14 protein-coding genes are annotated in these 17913 nt (G+C 31.2%); all 14 read right to left on the bottom strand.

Going from position 1 to position 17913, the window contains the following annotated elements:
* On the bottom strand, positions 1 to 1554 hold the full coding sequence (locus tag IPH62_11365) for a F0F1 ATP synthase subunit alpha (protein ID MBK7105871.1): 1554 nt from the start codon (positions 1552 to 1554) through the stop codon (positions 1 to 3).
* A gap of 24 nt (positions 1555 to 1578) precedes the next feature.
* On the bottom strand, positions 1579 to 2133 hold the full coding sequence (gene atpH / locus IPH62_11360) for an ATP synthase F1 subunit delta (protein ID MBK7105870.1): 555 nt from the start codon (positions 2131 to 2133) through the stop codon (positions 1579 to 1581).
* 3 nt (positions 2134 to 2136) lie between these two features.
* The gene (gene atpF / locus IPH62_11355; GenBank protein ID MBK7105869.1) at positions 2137 to 2658 is read right to left on the bottom strand and encodes a F0F1 ATP synthase subunit B; all 522 of its coding nucleotides are present in this window, start codon (positions 2656 to 2658) and stop codon (positions 2137 to 2139) included.
* 54 nt (positions 2659 to 2712) lie between these two features.
* Positions 2713 to 2931, bottom strand: a complete 219-nt coding sequence (gene atpE / locus IPH62_11350; GenBank protein MBK7105868.1) for an ATP synthase F0 subunit C — start codon at positions 2929 to 2931, stop codon at positions 2713 to 2715.
* Positions 2932 to 2958: 27 nt separating this feature from the next.
* Complete coding sequence (gene atpB / locus IPH62_11345) at positions 2959 to 3807, bottom strand: F0F1 ATP synthase subunit A (protein ID MBK7105867.1); 849 nt, start codon at positions 3805 to 3807, stop codon at positions 2959 to 2961.
* A gap of 376 nt (positions 3808 to 4183) precedes the next feature.
* Positions 4184 to 4414 carry an AtpZ/AtpI family protein gene (locus tag IPH62_11340; GenBank protein ID MBK7105866.1) on the bottom strand — a complete coding sequence of 77 codons (231 nt, stop codon included), beginning with the start codon at positions 4412 to 4414 and terminating at the stop codon, positions 4184 to 4186.
* Complete coding sequence (locus tag IPH62_11335) at positions 4401 to 4781, bottom strand: polymer-forming cytoskeletal protein (protein ID MBK7105865.1); 381 nt, start codon at positions 4779 to 4781, stop codon at positions 4401 to 4403. The genes IPH62_11340 and IPH62_11335 overlap by 14 nt, the downstream gene beginning before the upstream one ends.
* 14 nt (positions 4782 to 4795) lie before the next feature.
* The gene (locus IPH62_11330; GenBank protein MBK7105864.1) at positions 4796 to 5623 is read right to left on the bottom strand and encodes a M23 family metallopeptidase; all 828 of its coding nucleotides are present in this window, start codon (positions 5621 to 5623) and stop codon (positions 4796 to 4798) included.
* Between the two features lie 71 nt (positions 5624 to 5694).
* Positions 5695 to 6585: a lysophospholipid acyltransferase family protein gene (locus IPH62_11325; GenBank protein MBK7105863.1), complete on the bottom strand. Its 891-nt coding sequence runs from the start codon at positions 6583 to 6585 to the stop codon at positions 5695 to 5697.
* Between the two features lie 8 nt (positions 6586 to 6593).
* Positions 6594 to 7958 carry a GWxTD domain-containing protein gene (locus tag IPH62_11320; GenBank protein ID MBK7105862.1) on the bottom strand — a complete coding sequence of 455 codons (1365 nt, stop codon included), beginning with the start codon at positions 7956 to 7958 and terminating at the stop codon, positions 6594 to 6596.
* Positions 7959 to 7988: 30 nt separating this feature from the next.
* Entirely contained in the window at positions 7989 to 9368 is a 1380-nt protein-coding gene (locus IPH62_11315; GenBank protein MBK7105861.1) for a GWxTD domain-containing protein, read from the bottom strand.
* A 104-nt stretch (positions 9369 to 9472) separates the two neighbouring features.
* Positions 9473 to 10474 carry a PorV/PorQ family protein gene (locus IPH62_11310; GenBank protein MBK7105860.1) on the bottom strand — a complete coding sequence of 334 codons (1002 nt, stop codon included), beginning with the start codon at positions 10472 to 10474 and terminating at the stop codon, positions 9473 to 9475.
* 48 nt (positions 10475 to 10522) lie between these two features.
* Positions 10523 to 14338: a hypothetical protein gene (locus IPH62_11305; protein ID MBK7105859.1), complete on the bottom strand. Its 3816-nt coding sequence runs from the start codon at positions 14336 to 14338 to the stop codon at positions 10523 to 10525.
* A 35-nt stretch (positions 14339 to 14373) separates the two neighbouring features.
* Positions 14374 to 17391, bottom strand: coding sequence for a TonB-dependent receptor (locus IPH62_11300; protein ID MBK7105858.1), 3018 nt, complete (start codon positions 17389 to 17391; stop codon positions 14374 to 14376).
* Positions 17392 to 17913: the final 522 nt, after the last annotated feature.

Here is a 17913-nt window from a genome sequence, read left to right as displayed (position 1 = left end):
TTATTCGCTTTTCTTAAACTTTGAAATAAATTCCGAAACTACTTTTTTAACACTTTCAATAATTTCGTCATTTAATTGTTTCTTAGTTCTAATTTCTTCAAGTACACTTTTATTATTTACTTCAATATATTCAAGCATTTCTTTCTGAAATCTTTTAATATCTTTAACACTAATACTATCCATAAAACCATTAGTTGCGGCAAAAATACTAACAACTTGTTTTTCAACCGGAATTGGATTGTATTGACCTTGTTTTAAAAGTTCAACTAATCTTTCACCTTTTGCCAAAGTTCTTTGTGTTGCTTGATCCAAATCAGAACCAAATTTTGCAAATGCTTCTAATTCTCTATATTGAGCTAAATCCAATTTTAAAGTTCCGGCAACTTTTTTCATAGCCTTAATTTGTGCATTTCCACCAACACGGGAAACGCTTATACCAACATTTATTGCGGGACGAACTCCGGCATTAAATAAATTTGGTTCAAGATAAATTTGTCCGTCGGTAATAGAAATTACGTTTGTTGGAATATACGCAGAAACGTCACCTTGTTGAGTTTCAATAATTGGCAAAGCAGTTAAACTTCCACCGCCTAATTTATCACTAAGTTTTGAGGCTCTTTCCAATAATCTTGAATGAAGATAAAAAATATCACCGGGATACGCTTCACGTCCGGGAGGTCTTCTTAACAGTAATGAAAGTTCTCTATATGCAACAGCTTGTTTTGATAAATCATCATAAACAGCTAAAGCATGTTTTCCATTATCTCTAAAATACTCTGCTAAAGTTGCACCGGAATAAGGAGCAATATATTGCAATGGAGCCGGATCAGAACTTGCTGCAGAAACAACAGTTGTATAAGCCATTGCACCATGTTCTTCCAATTTATTTACAACTTGTGCAACAGTAGAAGCTTTTTGTCCGATAGCAACATAAACACAATAAACTGGTTTAATTCCATTTGCACTTGCTTCTTCTGTATGTGTAAATTTTTGATTAATAATTGTATCAATAGCAACAGCCGTTTTGCCGGTTTGTCTATCACCAATAATTAATTCTCTTTGTCCTCTTCCAATAGGAATCATAGCATCAACTGCTGCAATACCGGTTTGTAAAGGCTCAGTAACCGGTTGGCGTGCAACAACACCTAATGCTTTTCTTTCGATTGGCAAATATTTTTTTGCTTGAATTGGTCCCTTTCCATCTAACGGAATACCAAGCGGAGTTATAACTCTTCCTAAAAATTCTTCACCAACTGGAATAGACGCAACGCGTTTTGTTCTTTTTACTTCGTCACCTTCTTTGATTAGTGAACTATCTCCAAACAGAACACAACCAACACTATCTTCATCTAAGTTAAGAACCATTCCAATGATATCATTAGGAAATTCAATAAGCTCACTTGCCATAACTTGAGATAGTCCATAAACTTGAGCAATTCCATCTCCAACAGACAATACAGTTCCCACATCATAAATATCAATTTCGTTATCAAAACCAGATAATTGTTTTCTCAAAATTGCAGAAACTTCATCAGGTCTAACTTGAGCCATTATTTTACCTTATAAAAAAATTCTAAATTAATTACTTAAGTAACTTTGATCAAACAAACGCTTTTTTAATAATTCTAATTGATGCTGTATCGAAGCATCAATAATTGTATCGTTAAACTTTGCTTTAAATCCGCCAATTATCGTACTATCAATTTCATATTTAGCAATTACATTTTTATTAAGCATTTCATTAATTTTTTTTTCGATACTTTCTTTTTGAATTTTGCTTAATTCAATAGCGCTAATAATTTTAATATTTGCATTATTTAATTTTTCATCAGCTAAACTTAAAAATCTTTTTGTAACATCGAATAAAAGATTTTCTCTTCCTTTTTCAACAAGAAAATTTAAAAAAGTTATAACTTCTTTTAAAACATGTGAACTAAAAATTTCATCAAGAATTGAAACTTTTTTTTGCGGAGTTACAATTGGATTATGAAGAAGATTTCGTAATTCCTTTGAATCGGTTAATGTTAAATTAATAAATTTAATATCTTCAACAATTTTTGAGAATAGATTGTTTGATTCCGCAATTCCCATAAGTGCATTAGCATATCTTGTTGAAACTATAAATTCACTCATTTACTAATTCTTCGATAAATCGTTTATAAAATCATTAACAACTTTTTCTTGTTTTTCTTTATCTAAATTACTTCTCAAAATCTTTTCAGCAGCTTTTACTGCAATAGAAGCAACTTCTTCTTTAAGATTATTAAAGGCTTCGGCATTTTTTCTTTCAATTTCCAATGATGCATTTTCTATCATTTTTTTTGCTTCAATTTTACTTTCATCAAGAATTTGAGATTTTAAACTTTCGGCATAATCTCTTCCTTGTGCAATAATTTTTTGAGCTTCATTTTCAGCTTTTGATAAATTCAACTTGTTTTGTTCAAGCAAAATTTCAGCTTCTTTTTTTGCAGTTTCTGCTTTTTCAACCGATTGTTTTATAAAATTTTCACGTTCATTTAGTGAATTAAGAATTGGTTTCCATGCCATTTTTTTTAGCACTAAAAGCAATAATACAAAAGTTACAACAGTCCAAAAAATTAACCCCGGATTAACATCTAATAGGCTTCCGGAACTTTCTCCGCCGGAATATAGCAACATAATGAAAGCAGGAAATGCAATCATAATAATTTTCCTCTAATTAAATATTTTTTTCTACTTAAGAGCTAAAAGAATACAAATTACAAGTGCAAAAAGTGAAATACCTTCAATAAGTGCAGCTGCAATAATCATTGAAGTTCTGATATCACCGGCAGCTTCTGGCTGACGACCACTTGCTTCCATTGCGGATGCAGCTAATTTTCCAATTCCTAATGCTCCACCAAAAATTGTTAATCCTGCTCCAAGTCCAGCGGCTAAATAAGCAAATTCCATTTATTTCCTCCTAAAATTAAATAATTATTAATGGTCTTGATGAACTGCCATCCCAATAAATAAAGATGACAACATTGTAAAAATATATGCTTGAATCAATGCAACTAAAATTTCAAGTAAATATATAAATAAAGCAAAAGCTACCGAAACGGGAGCTACAAAAAATGTTTGCAGAATAAAAATCAATCCTAATAAAGCCATAATTACAATATGTCCTGCAGTCATATTTGCAAATAACCTAATTGCAAGAGCAAAAGGTTTTGTAAATAATCCCAAAATTTCTACGACAAACATAATTGGCAATAACCAACCCGGCACTCCGCTTGGTATTAATCCTTTGAAATATCCGAATGCACCGTTTTTCATCATTCCGCCAGCCTGAATAACAATAAAAGAAATAATTGCTAAAGTTGCTGTTACTGAAATATTACTTGTTGCCGTTGCTCCATAAGGAACCAATCCCAAGAAATTACAAACAAGAATAAAGAAAAATACGGTTAAGAGATATGGAAGAAATTTCTCGTAACCTTTTCCTATTGTTGGTTTTGCAATTTCATCTCTGACAAATAAAACAAGAACTTCCATAACATTTGAAAGTCCTTTTGGCAATAATGATTTTTTATAAGATTTTGCAACAAAATTAAAAATCAAAACTAAAAGTGCGAAAGCAATCCACATAAAAACAATATGTTTGGTAATTGAAATATCAAATCCAAACAAGCTTAAATGAGGTAATGGAATAGTAAAAAACGGTTCGAAATCTAACGTATTACTATCCATAATATGATGCATAATCCAACCAGTTCCACCTTCGCCTTGCGAACTTGCGGTTGTATGTAGACTATCAGTAACGGTTTTAATTTCTTCAGAATACATCAAATTTTGATATTTTCTTTATATTTAATGTAAAAAAACACTTCTAGTATTAATGAAATAAAGTAAAATAAAAAGAATATAAATATAAACGCATATTCATCAATATTCAAGAGTTTTATTATTAGTAGAAATATGATAAGTAAAGAGATTAATCTTATTCCCAAACCACCGAGATTATATATTAAAAAGGAAGATCCGCCTTTCTTATATGAAAGTTGAAATAATTTTACTGCCGCAAATGCATTTATTAAATTAATAATTCCAGCTAAGATTGCAGAAAATAGAAATTTTGATGCGATAGTTTTTGTAAAATATAGAATTGCTATGATTATGAAAACGCTTAAATATAAATAAATGATTTGATTTAGAAAACGTTTCACTTTTTCTTTTTGTTTAATTTTATTGTGGATTTAATAACATTATAAATTCCAACAAATCCGCCAAAAAAACTGAAAATAATTGTTAAGACCGGATCAATATGAAACTTTGAATCGAGCCATCTGCCTAAAAAGAACATTAAAATAATTGATGCCGCTAATTGTGTTCCTAATCCTAAATACGGACCTACTTCTTTGTAGGATTTTATTATTTTATTATTTTGTTCCACTTTGTGAATATGAATTTTCTAAAGGTGAATGTGTCATTGAACTTTTACCATCAAATTTTGCACCTTCAACAACAACCAAAATTTTTGTAATAATATCACCTTTAATTATTGATGACGCTTCAAGTGTAAGTTTTTCTTCAATTTTCAAAACACCTTCAACTTTTCCGCTTGCTGTCATATTTTTTGCAGAAACTTGTCCCTTTATTTCTGCCGCAGATCCAAGAGTAAGATTTCCTTTAACAATTACGTCTCCATTAACTTTGCCATCTATTCTTACATTACCGTTACTTGTAATTTTACCTTCAATATTTACTCCGTCACTTAAAATACTTACATCTTCGGAATATCCATTCTCTTTTTTAGTCATATTTTTTATTCCTATCATTTGATAAAAAATTCCTTTGGATTAACTGGTTTTCCTAATTTCCAAATTTCAAAGTGAAGATGCGGACCGGTTGTATTTTTTCCGGTATTTCCGCTTAGCCCAATCATTTCACCTTGTACAACAAAATCTCTTTCATTTTTCAAAATTGATGAGCAATGTTTATAGATTGAAATATATCCATTTTCATGCTGAATTATTATTTTATTTCCATCATCCAAAGTAAAATCGGCAAAAATAATTAATCCTCCAGATGCAGCAAATATTGATGAACCGGATGCAACTGCAAAATCAACTCCAAAATGTCCTTCTTCCGGTTTGAATTCATTAATAATTAATCCCTTACTTGGTTTAATAAAAATACTTTTATCCTCGCTTTGATTCAAGAATATTTTGTCAATTAGCGAATTAAACACATATAAAATGTTTCCGCCATAAGGTAAATTTTTATACGGTTCATATTTTAAGCTATCATAAATAGCATCAGTTGTATCAATAGAATCAGATGTTGCAAGAAGATATGCGTACTTCAATTTCTTATTTGTGGAAGAAATTGATTCAAGTTCCTTAGTTAGAAAAATAATTTTCTTTTCCAATTCAACAGTTTTTTCAGCCTGGTTTTTTATTTCACTATTCTCGTAAAAAAATATAACATTTCTTAACGGAGTAACACTTAGAACAAAAATTGTAGCCATACTAACAACAACTATAAATGTTATAATATAAAGCAATATTTGTGTTAAGTTAAATTTATATCTAACAGTTTCACTGTTTGAAAAAGTTATATAAATATTGGTTTTTATTATTTCTTTAAAATTTATTTTCATTTTTTAAAAATTTAATTGGGTAAATATAACAAGAAAAAGAAAATCTTTTGAGAATTGATGACTTTATTTTTTTAGTATTTCCAGATGTTGTGCATCCACAACCATTGATCTGGGTACAACTTAATTGTTTTTTCAAGAAAGCTCATATAATTTTGATTAAAGGATAGAATTTTTTCTTCGGCAGAAAGTTGATTATTCGGAATTTCCATTTCTTCAAAAATGATATCATATTTATGCTCTGAATTTCTTACACATAAAGCAACAATTACCGGACAATTAACTTTTAACGCAATTGATGCAGTACCGGTAAAAACCGAAGTCTGTCTTTCAAAAAAGTTTACTTTCAATCCTTCTCTCGGACCTCTTTGATCGCCAACAATTCCAACTATTTGATTCATTTTTAGAGCTTTAAATATTTCACGAACTGAGGTACCAACTGTAATTTGCTTGTTGCCGAACTTTTCCCTAATTCCTTTTAACCAATCTCTTACATAAATATTTTTCTGATTCTTGACTAAAACATTTATTGATTTTTGTAAAAAAATTCCCGCAGCAATTGCTCCAAGCTCCCAATTTCCAATGTGAGCGGTTAATAAAATAAATCCTTGTTTTTGATAAACTGGATTTTGAAAAATTTTATTTTGAACAATATCATCATAACTTTGAGAAAACATTGATAGAATTTCATCCCTGTTCATTTTTTCAATATTTAGGATTTCCAAAAATGTAATTGCAACACTTGTATAATTTTTAAATGCTAATTTTTTGATTGCTTTTTTATCAAGAAGTGGAAATGCAATTGAGAGATTTTTTTTTACAACTTTTCTTCTAATTTTTAAAATATGAAAAAAGATAAATGCGAGAAATTTTGCGGAATATTTTAGGTTACGAATTCCAAAAACACTTAATAATTTTCCTAAAATGATGAATAAATAATATTCTAATTTGTATTTATTAAGCATGATAAAAATTAATTTGTGCTAATTCTGCTAAACCAATTTGGGTCTTGAAGCTCACCGCGCTTGGTGGCATGAAGTAATTCATAAAGTCCGTAGCCGCTGAAATCACCAAAAATAAAAACTACTCCGCCTTCAATACTGTTGAAAGCCCAAATTTCATAAGGTTTTGTATCGGTCTCATTTGGAAATCTATCAATTTCATCCGGTTCGCCGTATAGTAAATAAACTCGACCTCTATCTGTTTTGTAACCCGGAGTTGATAAAGTTCTGTATCTTGAATTCGCAACTTCAATTCTTGATAAATAAATTTTCTTAAATTCATTAAGCTGAGTTTCCGGAGATTCGTCTCTTTTCTTCCAAAAATTAAATAAAAATTCACGCTTCTTTTCTAATGAATCAAATTTTTTATATTCCTCAAGTTCGAATTTATCAGCAATTATTTTTGATTTTTCAAAAAGGTCGTCACATTCTTCAAGTTCCAAAACACCAAATTCAGTATTTATATAATTTAAGCTGCTTTTTGAATTTTTTGCAACTGAAATTCCCGGATTAACAAAAAAGAATTTTTTACTTGATGTTGTATATTTCTTTGAATTATCGTCCGTTATTTTTAAAACGAGAGTATAAGTGTCCGTTGGATATTTTTTTAAATTAATAATTCCCGCTTCTACAATTGATGTTCTATTTGTATGCACTTCTTTAGAGGTTTCATAAATCAAATTATTTTTGCTGTCAAATAATTTTTTTTCCAAATTAATTTTGGGTGATGAATTATTTTTTAAATTATAAAGTTCCGCATAATAAAAAAGTACCGGTGATTTATCAGAATAAATTATTGATGGGTTTGGAAAAACTTCTAATGTGTTTTTGTAAAATATGGAATTTTTATTTGCGTTTTCGTTAACAATTCTTGTCGCTAATTCAATATCACTTATCGCAATTGAATTGCGGGAAAGCGGATTTACATTTATACTTTCTGAATAATCTTTTCTACTATTTTTATTAGTTATATCCTCAACGCTTATATCAATATTATACGAACCGGCTTTTAAATTGAATCCCACAACTCCTAAAAGTGCTTTTCCATTTTTATGATCCGCAGAATCTTTTACCGGCTGAGATAAACCCCAATCTTTATTTACAACTAATTCATCAGTTGAGTTGTTTTGTATTTGAATATGCATTTTTGCTTTAATAAGATTTTGTCCATCTTCTTTAAGCAATTTAAAATCTGCGGGATAAAATGAGTAATATATTTCTAAAAAGTTACTTGTTGAATCATATTGAAATTGTGCGTAATCAAAATCAAATTTAACGGAATTTTGAGAAAAAGTTAATTGTACAAATGCTAAAAATAGTAATAATATTTTTTTCATTCTTTTTAGTTTAAATGATTGTATTTCAAATTATTGATTTGTATCATAAATTGAAATTCTATCTCCCCAAGATTCATTTCTTAATTCACCCATTTTAGTTGAGTGAAGTAATTCTAAATCTGAAATTCCCATGGTATCGCCAAACACAAATAATACTCCTCCTTCCATATTATCATAATACCAAATTTCATAAGGTTTAATTGTTGATTCATTTTCAAACGTATCAATTCTATCCGGTCTTCCATACATCAATACAACTCTGCCTCTATCTGTTTTGTAACCTTCCCTAAATTTATTACTAAAATCAGAATTGACATAATCTAATCTTTCAAGATATTTTACTTTAAATTCATTTGATGGTGTGTTAGGATCAATATCTCGCTTACGCCAAAAATCAAAAAGAAATTTTCTTTTAGCTTCAATTTGCGAAAGTTTTTCATACAATTGAATTTCAGATTTTGCTGCTATGTATTTGGAAATTTCAAAATTATAATCACATTCATCTTCAGTCATCAAATCAAATTCACTGCCCGCCAAAATTGTTGATTCAATTTTCTCATCGTCTTTTATACCGGGATTAAAAACATAAAATTTCTTTGAGCTATTTGCAAGTAAATGATTTTGCGAATCCACAATATTTACGGAAAGTGTGTAAGTTCCGGAAGAAAATTTTGATATTTTAACAAATCCGGCTTTCACAATAGAATTATTATCTAATGTTATTTTTTCCTCATCACTATGTTGAATTTTTTCATTTTTATAAATAATCCTTTTCATTTTCAAATCGTTAAAATTTTCTTTCTGCTTATTATAAAATTCAAGATAGTAAAACAATACCGGTAATTTGGAACCGTAAACACTTTTAGGATTTGGTATAGTTTCTAAACTATTCTTAAAATAAATTGAATTGGGATTTGCATCTTCATGAATTATGTTTGAGCAAAGTTGAATATCACTAATGTGGATTTTATTTTTTTCAAGCGGTATGAGTTCAATTACTTCATTTATTTTTTTGGTGTTATTCTGCGAATAATTATCCAAAGCAATAATTTCAAAATTGTATTTACCATGTGGTATTTTATAGCTTAAAATTCCAACTAAATCTTCGTTTAGATAATTTGAAGAGGTAGTATCAATACTTGTTTTCAGATTATAATTTTCGCTTAGTGTTTTTACATTATTTTCATTTGTTAAAGTAATTTTAATATTTGCGGAAATAAAATTTCCGGAATCTGTTTTGTTTAATGCAAAAGTATTTTGGGTTAAAGAATAATAAATTTCAAGGTAAGAATTTTCATCATCGTATTCAAATTTTGCATAATCAAAATCAAAACCAATTTGTTCTTGAGATAACATTAAAATTGGATTGATTAAAAAAACGATAAATAAATAGTATAATTTAAATTTCATAGTTCCTCATACATTAGTTATTCAACCTTTTAAAACAAAAATTCCTGAGTCTAAATTAATAGACTCAGGAAAATTAATAATAATTGACTAAACTAACAGTGCAATTATTCAATACCTAATGATAAAGAAATTAGGTGCGTATCATCAAAGAACTCTGTTGGTAAATATGCATAGTCAATTTGAACTCCAACACCACTCAAATTATAGTTAATACCAAAACCAGCACTAAATTTGTATAGAGTTTCAGAAGCTTCAAATTCTGTAGTATGATTATAACCGCCTCTAAAAAAGAGTAAGTTATCATAACTATATTCAGCACCAACTTTATACTGATCTGTATAGTAGTTATGGTTAACAAATGTACCAACAAAATTAAGATTATTTTGAGCGTCAATTGATAAGGTATAGCCTAAACCAATATCAAGTGTTGTTGGTAAAGAGAAACTTGCTGCTTCTATTTTATAGAATTGCTCATCTCGTCTTTGTTGCGCATTTACAGCTTGAATCCAAAGTCCGGAACCATCAAAAGACATATCTGATCCAATATTTTTGAGTATAACAGCCATATCAAAACCATTTATTCCTGCTAAATCTGCATAAGTAACGCCAACATCAAAACCAAAACCAGAAGCACTAACCAAATCAATTGTTTCGTTAATATAGTTTAGGTTTAAACCAACAGATACTCTATCACTTAACATTTTTGAATATGACAACCCAATTGTTGAATATTGAGGAGCAAAAGTTTGACCTGTTCCATCTGGGTTTTCAACAGTTGTTTTAATAATATCACCAACAGAAAGTGATTTAATGCTAAATGCAATACTTCCAAATTCTTCAAAATTTACACCTACTGCTCCAAATTGAACACCAATATCAGCAATATAGTTCATATGAGAAACCATAACATCAACTGAATTATTAGAGCGTGCAATATTTGCAGGATTCCAGAAAATAGCATCTACGCCAACTGAATTAGTTAAATTTGCATTACCCATTGCTACACCACGACCACCAACAGGAATTAAAAGCTCGGTTGCCCCAGCTGTTCCATTTCTATCAGATTGGCCAAAAAGTGAGCTAGTAGCAATGATCGTTAGAATCATAAAAATTAAATTTATTTTCTTCATTTTTTTCTCCTTTAATATTAAACACTAAAATCTGTCAAGAATTTGTGTTTCCTGGATTATTGCTACTTTTAATATCTTTGTTTTACCAAGTTCAGGCATATCGATATATGCTATGTACATTCCGCTTGCAACTGGTAAACTGCTTTCATTATAAAGATCCCATCTTAAAAATTGAGAAGCATCGTCTTTGTCTAAAGTTCTTACCAATTGACCGCCCAAGTTAAATATTCTAACTTTTGCTTTTGATGGAAGATGATTGAATGTAACAAATCTTTGATATTTGTTTATTTCATTTGGATTCACACCATAATATGGATTTGGGAAAACATTAACATTTTTTACATCTGTTGCTGCATTTGTAGCTGAATATGTAGTAACAGGAGCTTTGAATCTAAATGTATCTTTACCTAATTGTAATGGATTTGCATATGTAAATTTAACAGCATCCCCAGGATGGTAATTCAATCCATAAAATACCCACACCCAAGTTGCTTTGGCATTGAATTCATCCGGTCCACCATCTATTTGAATTACTTGTTCAGGATTGTAAGGGGAATTTACAACAATTGCATACATTCTGTTTGACATATTCCATGAATAAAATGGATTCTCTGTTCCAGTTCTTGCACGATCTCGATAAGTAAAGTTAACTTGATACGGATTAGCAGGATCATCAACATTCCAAACTTCAAAAGGAATTCTTATTAAGAATGGTTCAGCAACACCAGGATTTGGATTTAACGGATTTGTAGCTAATGAGGCAGCATCAGTCATTCTAAAACAAGTTGCCATTTGTCCGCCTTCTTTTATGTAATGAACTTTTTGTCCATTAACTTCAGTACTATCCCAAACACCAGTAAATCTAATTTCATAATCTTGTTGCAAAGTTTCAATATCTGTTGCACCAACACCACCAAAGTTATCATATGCCCAGCTAGAAATAACACCTGAAAAATAAGTGTAATTTACAAAAACTATTCTAGATGCATTATTTGCAGTAGATGGTGAACCTGATAATCTAGAATCGCCACTATAAACACCATCCTCATCTAACGGAGCTGAAAATGCAACACTAAAAGTATTAATTGGAGTATCATATAATCCATCAATATCAACTTGAATTCCATCAGCCAAAGGAGCGCCGTTAACACCTTCTGCAACACCGGTATAAACATTTACACCAGCTAAAACTCTTTGATCTTCAACAACAGGTAAGCCGGTTGTTAAATCTCTAACATTCCAATGTTTTTCAGTTTTAAATTGATAGCCAGTTTCGCCGGTTAAAGTAACAGTTCCAAGTCCATCAACGATACCATTTCCTAAATTAAGATATGTTGAATCGCCAGTATCAAGTGCATAAAGTGTTGACCAACCATCATCAAATATTACATAATCAACCGTAAAAGTTGGCTCTACAAAATCTATGTTAACAATTAAATCTTCACCGCCAACAAAAGGACCATCACCTGTTGTATCTGGTGAACCCCAAGTAACAACTTGACCATTAACAATACCATCTGCATCATGATTGCTTGATATAGTATTAACGCTATTAATTTTAATTCCATCTGGGAATTTTAATTGAACAGCATCAGCATAGTTATAATCCGGTGCTAGAATATTAACAGTAAAGTGAAGATCTAATGTATTATTTGGGGCATAAATTGCAGGTAAAGGGGAAATTGTTGAAGGTCCTTGATCTCCGGGTTTACCTAAACTTGCACCAACAGAATCTGAGAAATTTGTTTTTTTCCAAATTCCATCTTTATCAAAATAATAGTGTTGTTGATCAAAGAAAACTTCATAATCATGTCCCGTTAAAGCCATAGGATCAACTACTTTAGCAGTTACAACAGCATTTGCCGTTCCAGAAGTTTGTGTTACTTCTAAACCATCACCATATTCAAAATCCGGTAAAGTGTAACCAGGATTTGGATTCTGTGGAACAACTTCCATAATATTTAAAGGTGTTTCAAGCGTATTTGGTACGTGAATACTATCAGGATTATATGCATATGCCGTTACCGCAAAATAGTACGGTGTACCGTTTTCAAGCTGTTCGCCACTAATATAATCTTTTGTAACTTGGAAAGAATGTTGAACACCATTATCATCACCAAATTGTTGTGGTAACATTAAAGTAACGCCTGATTCAGGATCAACTTCTTGATCAAGAATAACTTTTACTTCATCAACAATATCAAAAGTAGCAATTCTTACAGCTTCTTCTTTTGTAGCTGATCTACTTGGTAATTGATAAAGATTATATCCTTGGAAAGTAAACTCACCTCTATTAGCAATACCTGTAGCTTTATAATTTAATTCTATATCATCAACTCTTGTTTGATCTTCGCCCCAATTAACAATTACTTCATTCTCATAACCTGTTACTGTGGTTATTGGAGAAGGAGGAGGTGAAGGTAATTCAAAAAAGTTGTCATAAATAGATTGTGCAATATCATCATAAATTCTTAATAACTGAATAGCTTGTAATCTATTAACACCCGGTGTAGCTCCTGCAGCTAATTCTGCAACTACAACTTCTTGAGTATCACCAGGAGCCATAGTAAAAGGACCTGCAACCATACCTTGACGTCTATCGTCCGGTGCTTCAAGAACGCCATCAACCCAGCCTGTTCCGGTAATTGGGTCACCTGCTAATGTAAACATAGTAGCTTCACCGGTTGTTGGATCAATAAATTGTTCGCCTGAAGTTGTTATAAGTCCTCTAAAAAGGTTGTGAAATTGCAAAGTACCTGTAACATATTCACCTAAATCAGGGTCATTGTAAACCGGATGACCATTAATAAAGAAATAATGCACGCTCATTGGTAAATTCTTATAACCAGATATTCTTTTGTTTTTGAATATTGCCTGATCAGTTGCTTCTCCCGGAACAATTGGACCTTGGAAAAAGTCAAATCCAACTGCCGGCGGATTTGGTCCATAAATACCATCATCATCTTCATCACCATTATAGCAGTACATTAAAGAACGGTCAACATCGCAAGCTGAAAGATCATCGCCTGCAAAACCGTTATCAATATCAGACCACATAGACACATACATTGAGTCAAAAACGTTTGAACTTTCATTAATAAGTGTGTATTTTCTAAAAATTACGTTTCCTAAGGCTCCACCTAAAGAATAACCCCAGAAAGTAGCCTGCATTTCAATTCCCATAGGATCAGAACCATACATACTTTGTGCTGTTGCAACATCAAAATCATTAGCAACAAACCAAACTGTTTGGTTTGCACCAGCGAATCCGGGAATGTCTATTGATGGATCATAAGAACCATCTGCATCAACATCTTCATAAGGTGCGCCAAATTCAGCTGGCCATTCGTTCCAATCTTTTTCATATTGTGCTCTGATATCTGCTTCAGCACCTTCTCCATCATTAATTTCACTAACCATACTTCCATCTTCCCAATCAGGTCTAACTCTATAAATTCTAACATGATCAGCGTCTGAATCTTCACGTTCGCCATTTACAACAGCACCGGGAACTAAACCTTGAGAATATGTTGAACCGCCTACTCTTAATTCTCCGGATACTTTTGCACCCCAAACTAATCCTGATTGAAATACTGCGCCTTTATTACTTCCTTTTGGGAATATTAAACCCGAATTACCATTTGGGTCAAGATCGGAATTTCCATCATTATATATCCAAGTTGAAATATTGTTAATATTTAAACGAGTTCTTGATGGTGACCCAGTAACTTTACTAAGGGTTTTACCTTTAGTATTTAACTCTCCTTCAGCATAAACTTCCATTGCCATAAAAAATGAAATCAGCAATATGAGAAGAGTATTTATTTTATATTTATTCATAAATTTTCTCCTATAACTTTAATAATCAGTTTTGATTAATACTCTAATCTTATGCCTAACAATACTTGTCTAGCATTTGAATAGTAACCTTGGTAATCTATTTCTAATGCTTGATATATATCATTAAATATCGGTCCGTAATCTTCTATCTTTTTTCCGCCTAAAGTAGGATCAGCTAAATAACCATCATCATCAGCAGCGCCTGTTCTTTTAAATACATCTTCAACGTTTCTATTGTCAAAAAGATTTAATACTCTTACATAAACATTTGCATATAATTGATCAAATAATCTGAAAGATTTATCAATCTTGAGATCAACATTAAACGTAGAAGGAGTTAAGGATGAATTTAGCGGCTCTAATGGGCTTCTAAATCTAGAGTCAGTTTCCATACCGGCACTACCAGTTCCTCTCGTAAAAGGATGACCACTTGCAAATGAAGCAAGAATTGAAACACCTAATTGTTCAAATACTGCAGGACCATCGTCTACACCAAATCTGTAATCTAAGAAAATATTACCTTTTAGTGGTCTATCATAAGTTAGAGGAGCAACATAATTAGGTTTGAAAATTGTTACACCATCTAAAGGAGCACCAACTATACCAGAGTTGCTGTTAGGATTTGTACCGGTACCAGCAGCATCTTGAAGTGACAATGAAGCAGAACCGCTTAATCTTTGGAATCTTCTCATTGTTAGTTGTATTTCAACACCTTTAGTTGTTGCAAAGTCACCGTTTTGTTTAATATTATATGATTCATAAGTTGAGTTAGCATCTGTTCTCTGTAAATTGAAGAACACTTGTCCTTTAACATCATCATAAAATCCTGTAATATCAAAAGCTAAAAAGTCCGTCAATTGTTGTCTGAAACCAAATTCATAATGTGTTTTTCTAATTGGTCTTAAATTTTGACCAGTTGGATCAGAGAAGAAAAAGCTTTGACCTAACTGATAAGCTAGTTGATGATAGCCAAGATATGCTTCATCTAATGCAGGTTGTTGAACATATTTTCCAAATCCAGCATGAAAAACTGTTCTATCTGTAACAGGGAATGAAACGCTTAATCTTGGACTTAAACCGCTGAATGAAGCTACGTCTTTGAATCCTGCAAGATTTAGTTCTCCACTATTCCATGTATCAGAAACTCCATCTTCAGGCATTTCAGGGTTTATTAACTGCATATTATCCATATCAAAATAGTCATATCTTAAACCAAGGTTTAAGATTATATCGTCAAATTCAACTTTATCTTGAATATAGAAACCTGCTTCTACCGGTTTGTGTGGTGCATAAAATTTTCCGTCAACACCGTTTACTTCTCCATCGCCATCAAATTCATTACCATAAACGTCATAACCATAATTATTAACACCTGCTGTATATAAAATTTTTGCTTTTTCAGCATCTATTTGTGCTTGGGTTGGGTTAGATCCATATGCTTTTAGTAGATTATTTGCAAGTGTTCTTGCAAAACCTGATTGTGATCCTGAAGTTGACCAGTTTCTTAAAGTATATTGTTTAAACTCACCGCCAATTTTAATGTTATGATGCTTAGATGGTAAGTACGTTAAATCAAATCTTCCGGTTAAACCGAGTTGATCAAATTTTGAACTGTTTTGAGAAACTGCACCATCTGCATCAAATGTATAACCATAAACTGAAAAATCAGTTGGTTCAATATAACGTCTGTCTGCAGCAGTTAATCCTTGTTTGGTCCAAGTTGCTAATTCACGAGCTTTTCTTACCCAAACATTACCTGCATTTGAGTTAGCAATACTATCACCATATGCCCAATAGTCAGTTCCTAAATAAGGATCAGAAACTTCACCTTGGCTCATTGACAATCCACCTGTTAACTCATAAAATAAATTTGGAGTAACAACATGTTTAACTTTTAAGCTGAAACTTCCGTTTGACCAATCATTTGTTGAAATTCTATTATTTAAAATGTCAAACACTCCGTCACCGCCAACATCATTCCAACCATCAGAATATGTTCCAGTAAGCCTAACTAAGATTGGATTGAAATCCATTGTTATAGAACCAGAGTGGGTAAAAGCTTCTCTTAACTGATTTTGACGAACACCAGCTGGATAGAAGAAATTAATTGTATCAACTCCAAAACCATCATTAATTAGCCCTAAATCAAAACCAGGATATGCTCTTTTTGCTTGGCTTCTATCAAAGTTATAATTTAAGTTGTAGAAAAATTTAATTTGGTTTTCAAGAACAGGTCCACTTAATGAAAAACTAGTTTCATTATAACCATACCAATATGCACCTAATCTTTGTGATTGGTTTTTAAAATTATCTTTTGAATCAAATCCAACATTGTCTGTAATATATTCAACACTTGCGTGATAATCATTTGTTCCGGATTTTAATTGCGATCTAATAATACCTGCATTTGATCCGCCAAATTCAGCAGTAAATCCACCAGATTCAACCTGAAGTTCTTCAATAGCATCATTAGAAAGAGTAATTTCTCTTCCGCCATCTTCCGGATCCGCAATATTAATTCCTTCTAAATAATAACCAACTTCATCAGGACGACTTCCACGAATATGAATATTGCCACCATCAACAACAACGCCAGCTTGTAAACCAATAATATTTGTAACTCCCCTAACTGGTAAATTTGATATATCTTCACCAGATACATTTCTAATTGAGCTTGTAGCGTCTTTTGTGATAAGTGGTTTTTGTGCAACAATTGTAACTGTACCAACTGAAATTTCCTCGGCAGGTAATTGAAAATCTACTTCAGTTGTTAAATCTAAACTTACTCTCACGTTTGTAATTGTAATACTTTGAAAACCTAAATAACTGGCTTTAACTGTATGTTGACCAGCATCTAAGTTCATTATTACATAGTCCCCATTAACATCAGTCGCAGCACCAAAACTAGTTCCAATAACAACTACGTTTGCTCCAACTAATGCTTCACCTGTTGTTAAATCTGTTACTTTACCTTTAATTCTTCCATCGCCGGCAAATACCAAAATTGGAAGTATGGCAAAGAGTAATAATACGTAAATAATTTTACGACTCATATTTTTCTCCTAAATTAGTTTTTTTGTTAAGCGTTTGTACATAAAATGTTTAACAACTATTCATCAAGACCTCCGTCTTTAAGTGTGTTACTATTATTAAATTATACATCGATGTTGAATATTAAAAAATTCTCCTAAAATATACAAATATTATTTACTCATTAGCTTCAATATTTGCAGACAATATGTAAAATAAACAAGTAATCATTTCAAATTCAATTCATAAAATTAGTATCAACTCAAAAAATAATTCAATAACAGTTTTTCCCAAATGAGATTATTTAATATTGTATTGGAAGGAATTTTAGAATTATTTTTATTGTAGTTTTTTACTTCGAACTTTTGAGCTGGCAAAGTTATTTGTGAAAATAAAAGTAAGATGAGAAAAAATTTTTTGATGATTTCTACCTCATTAAATTTAAGAGGTTATCTCTATATAAAATTTAATTTTAATATTGCCAAAAATAATAATTTCGATAAATTATTTTTCAAAATATAAATTTGGAATATTCAGAAGAGATA

The sequence above is a fragment of the Ignavibacteriota bacterium genome (assembly GCA_016708125.1).
Lineage (GTDB): Bacteria > Bacteroidota > Ignavibacteria > Ignavibacteriales > Melioribacteraceae.
The sequence above is the reverse complement of the archived record's forward strand: the minus strand, read 5'-3'. Positions and strand labels throughout refer to the sequence as shown.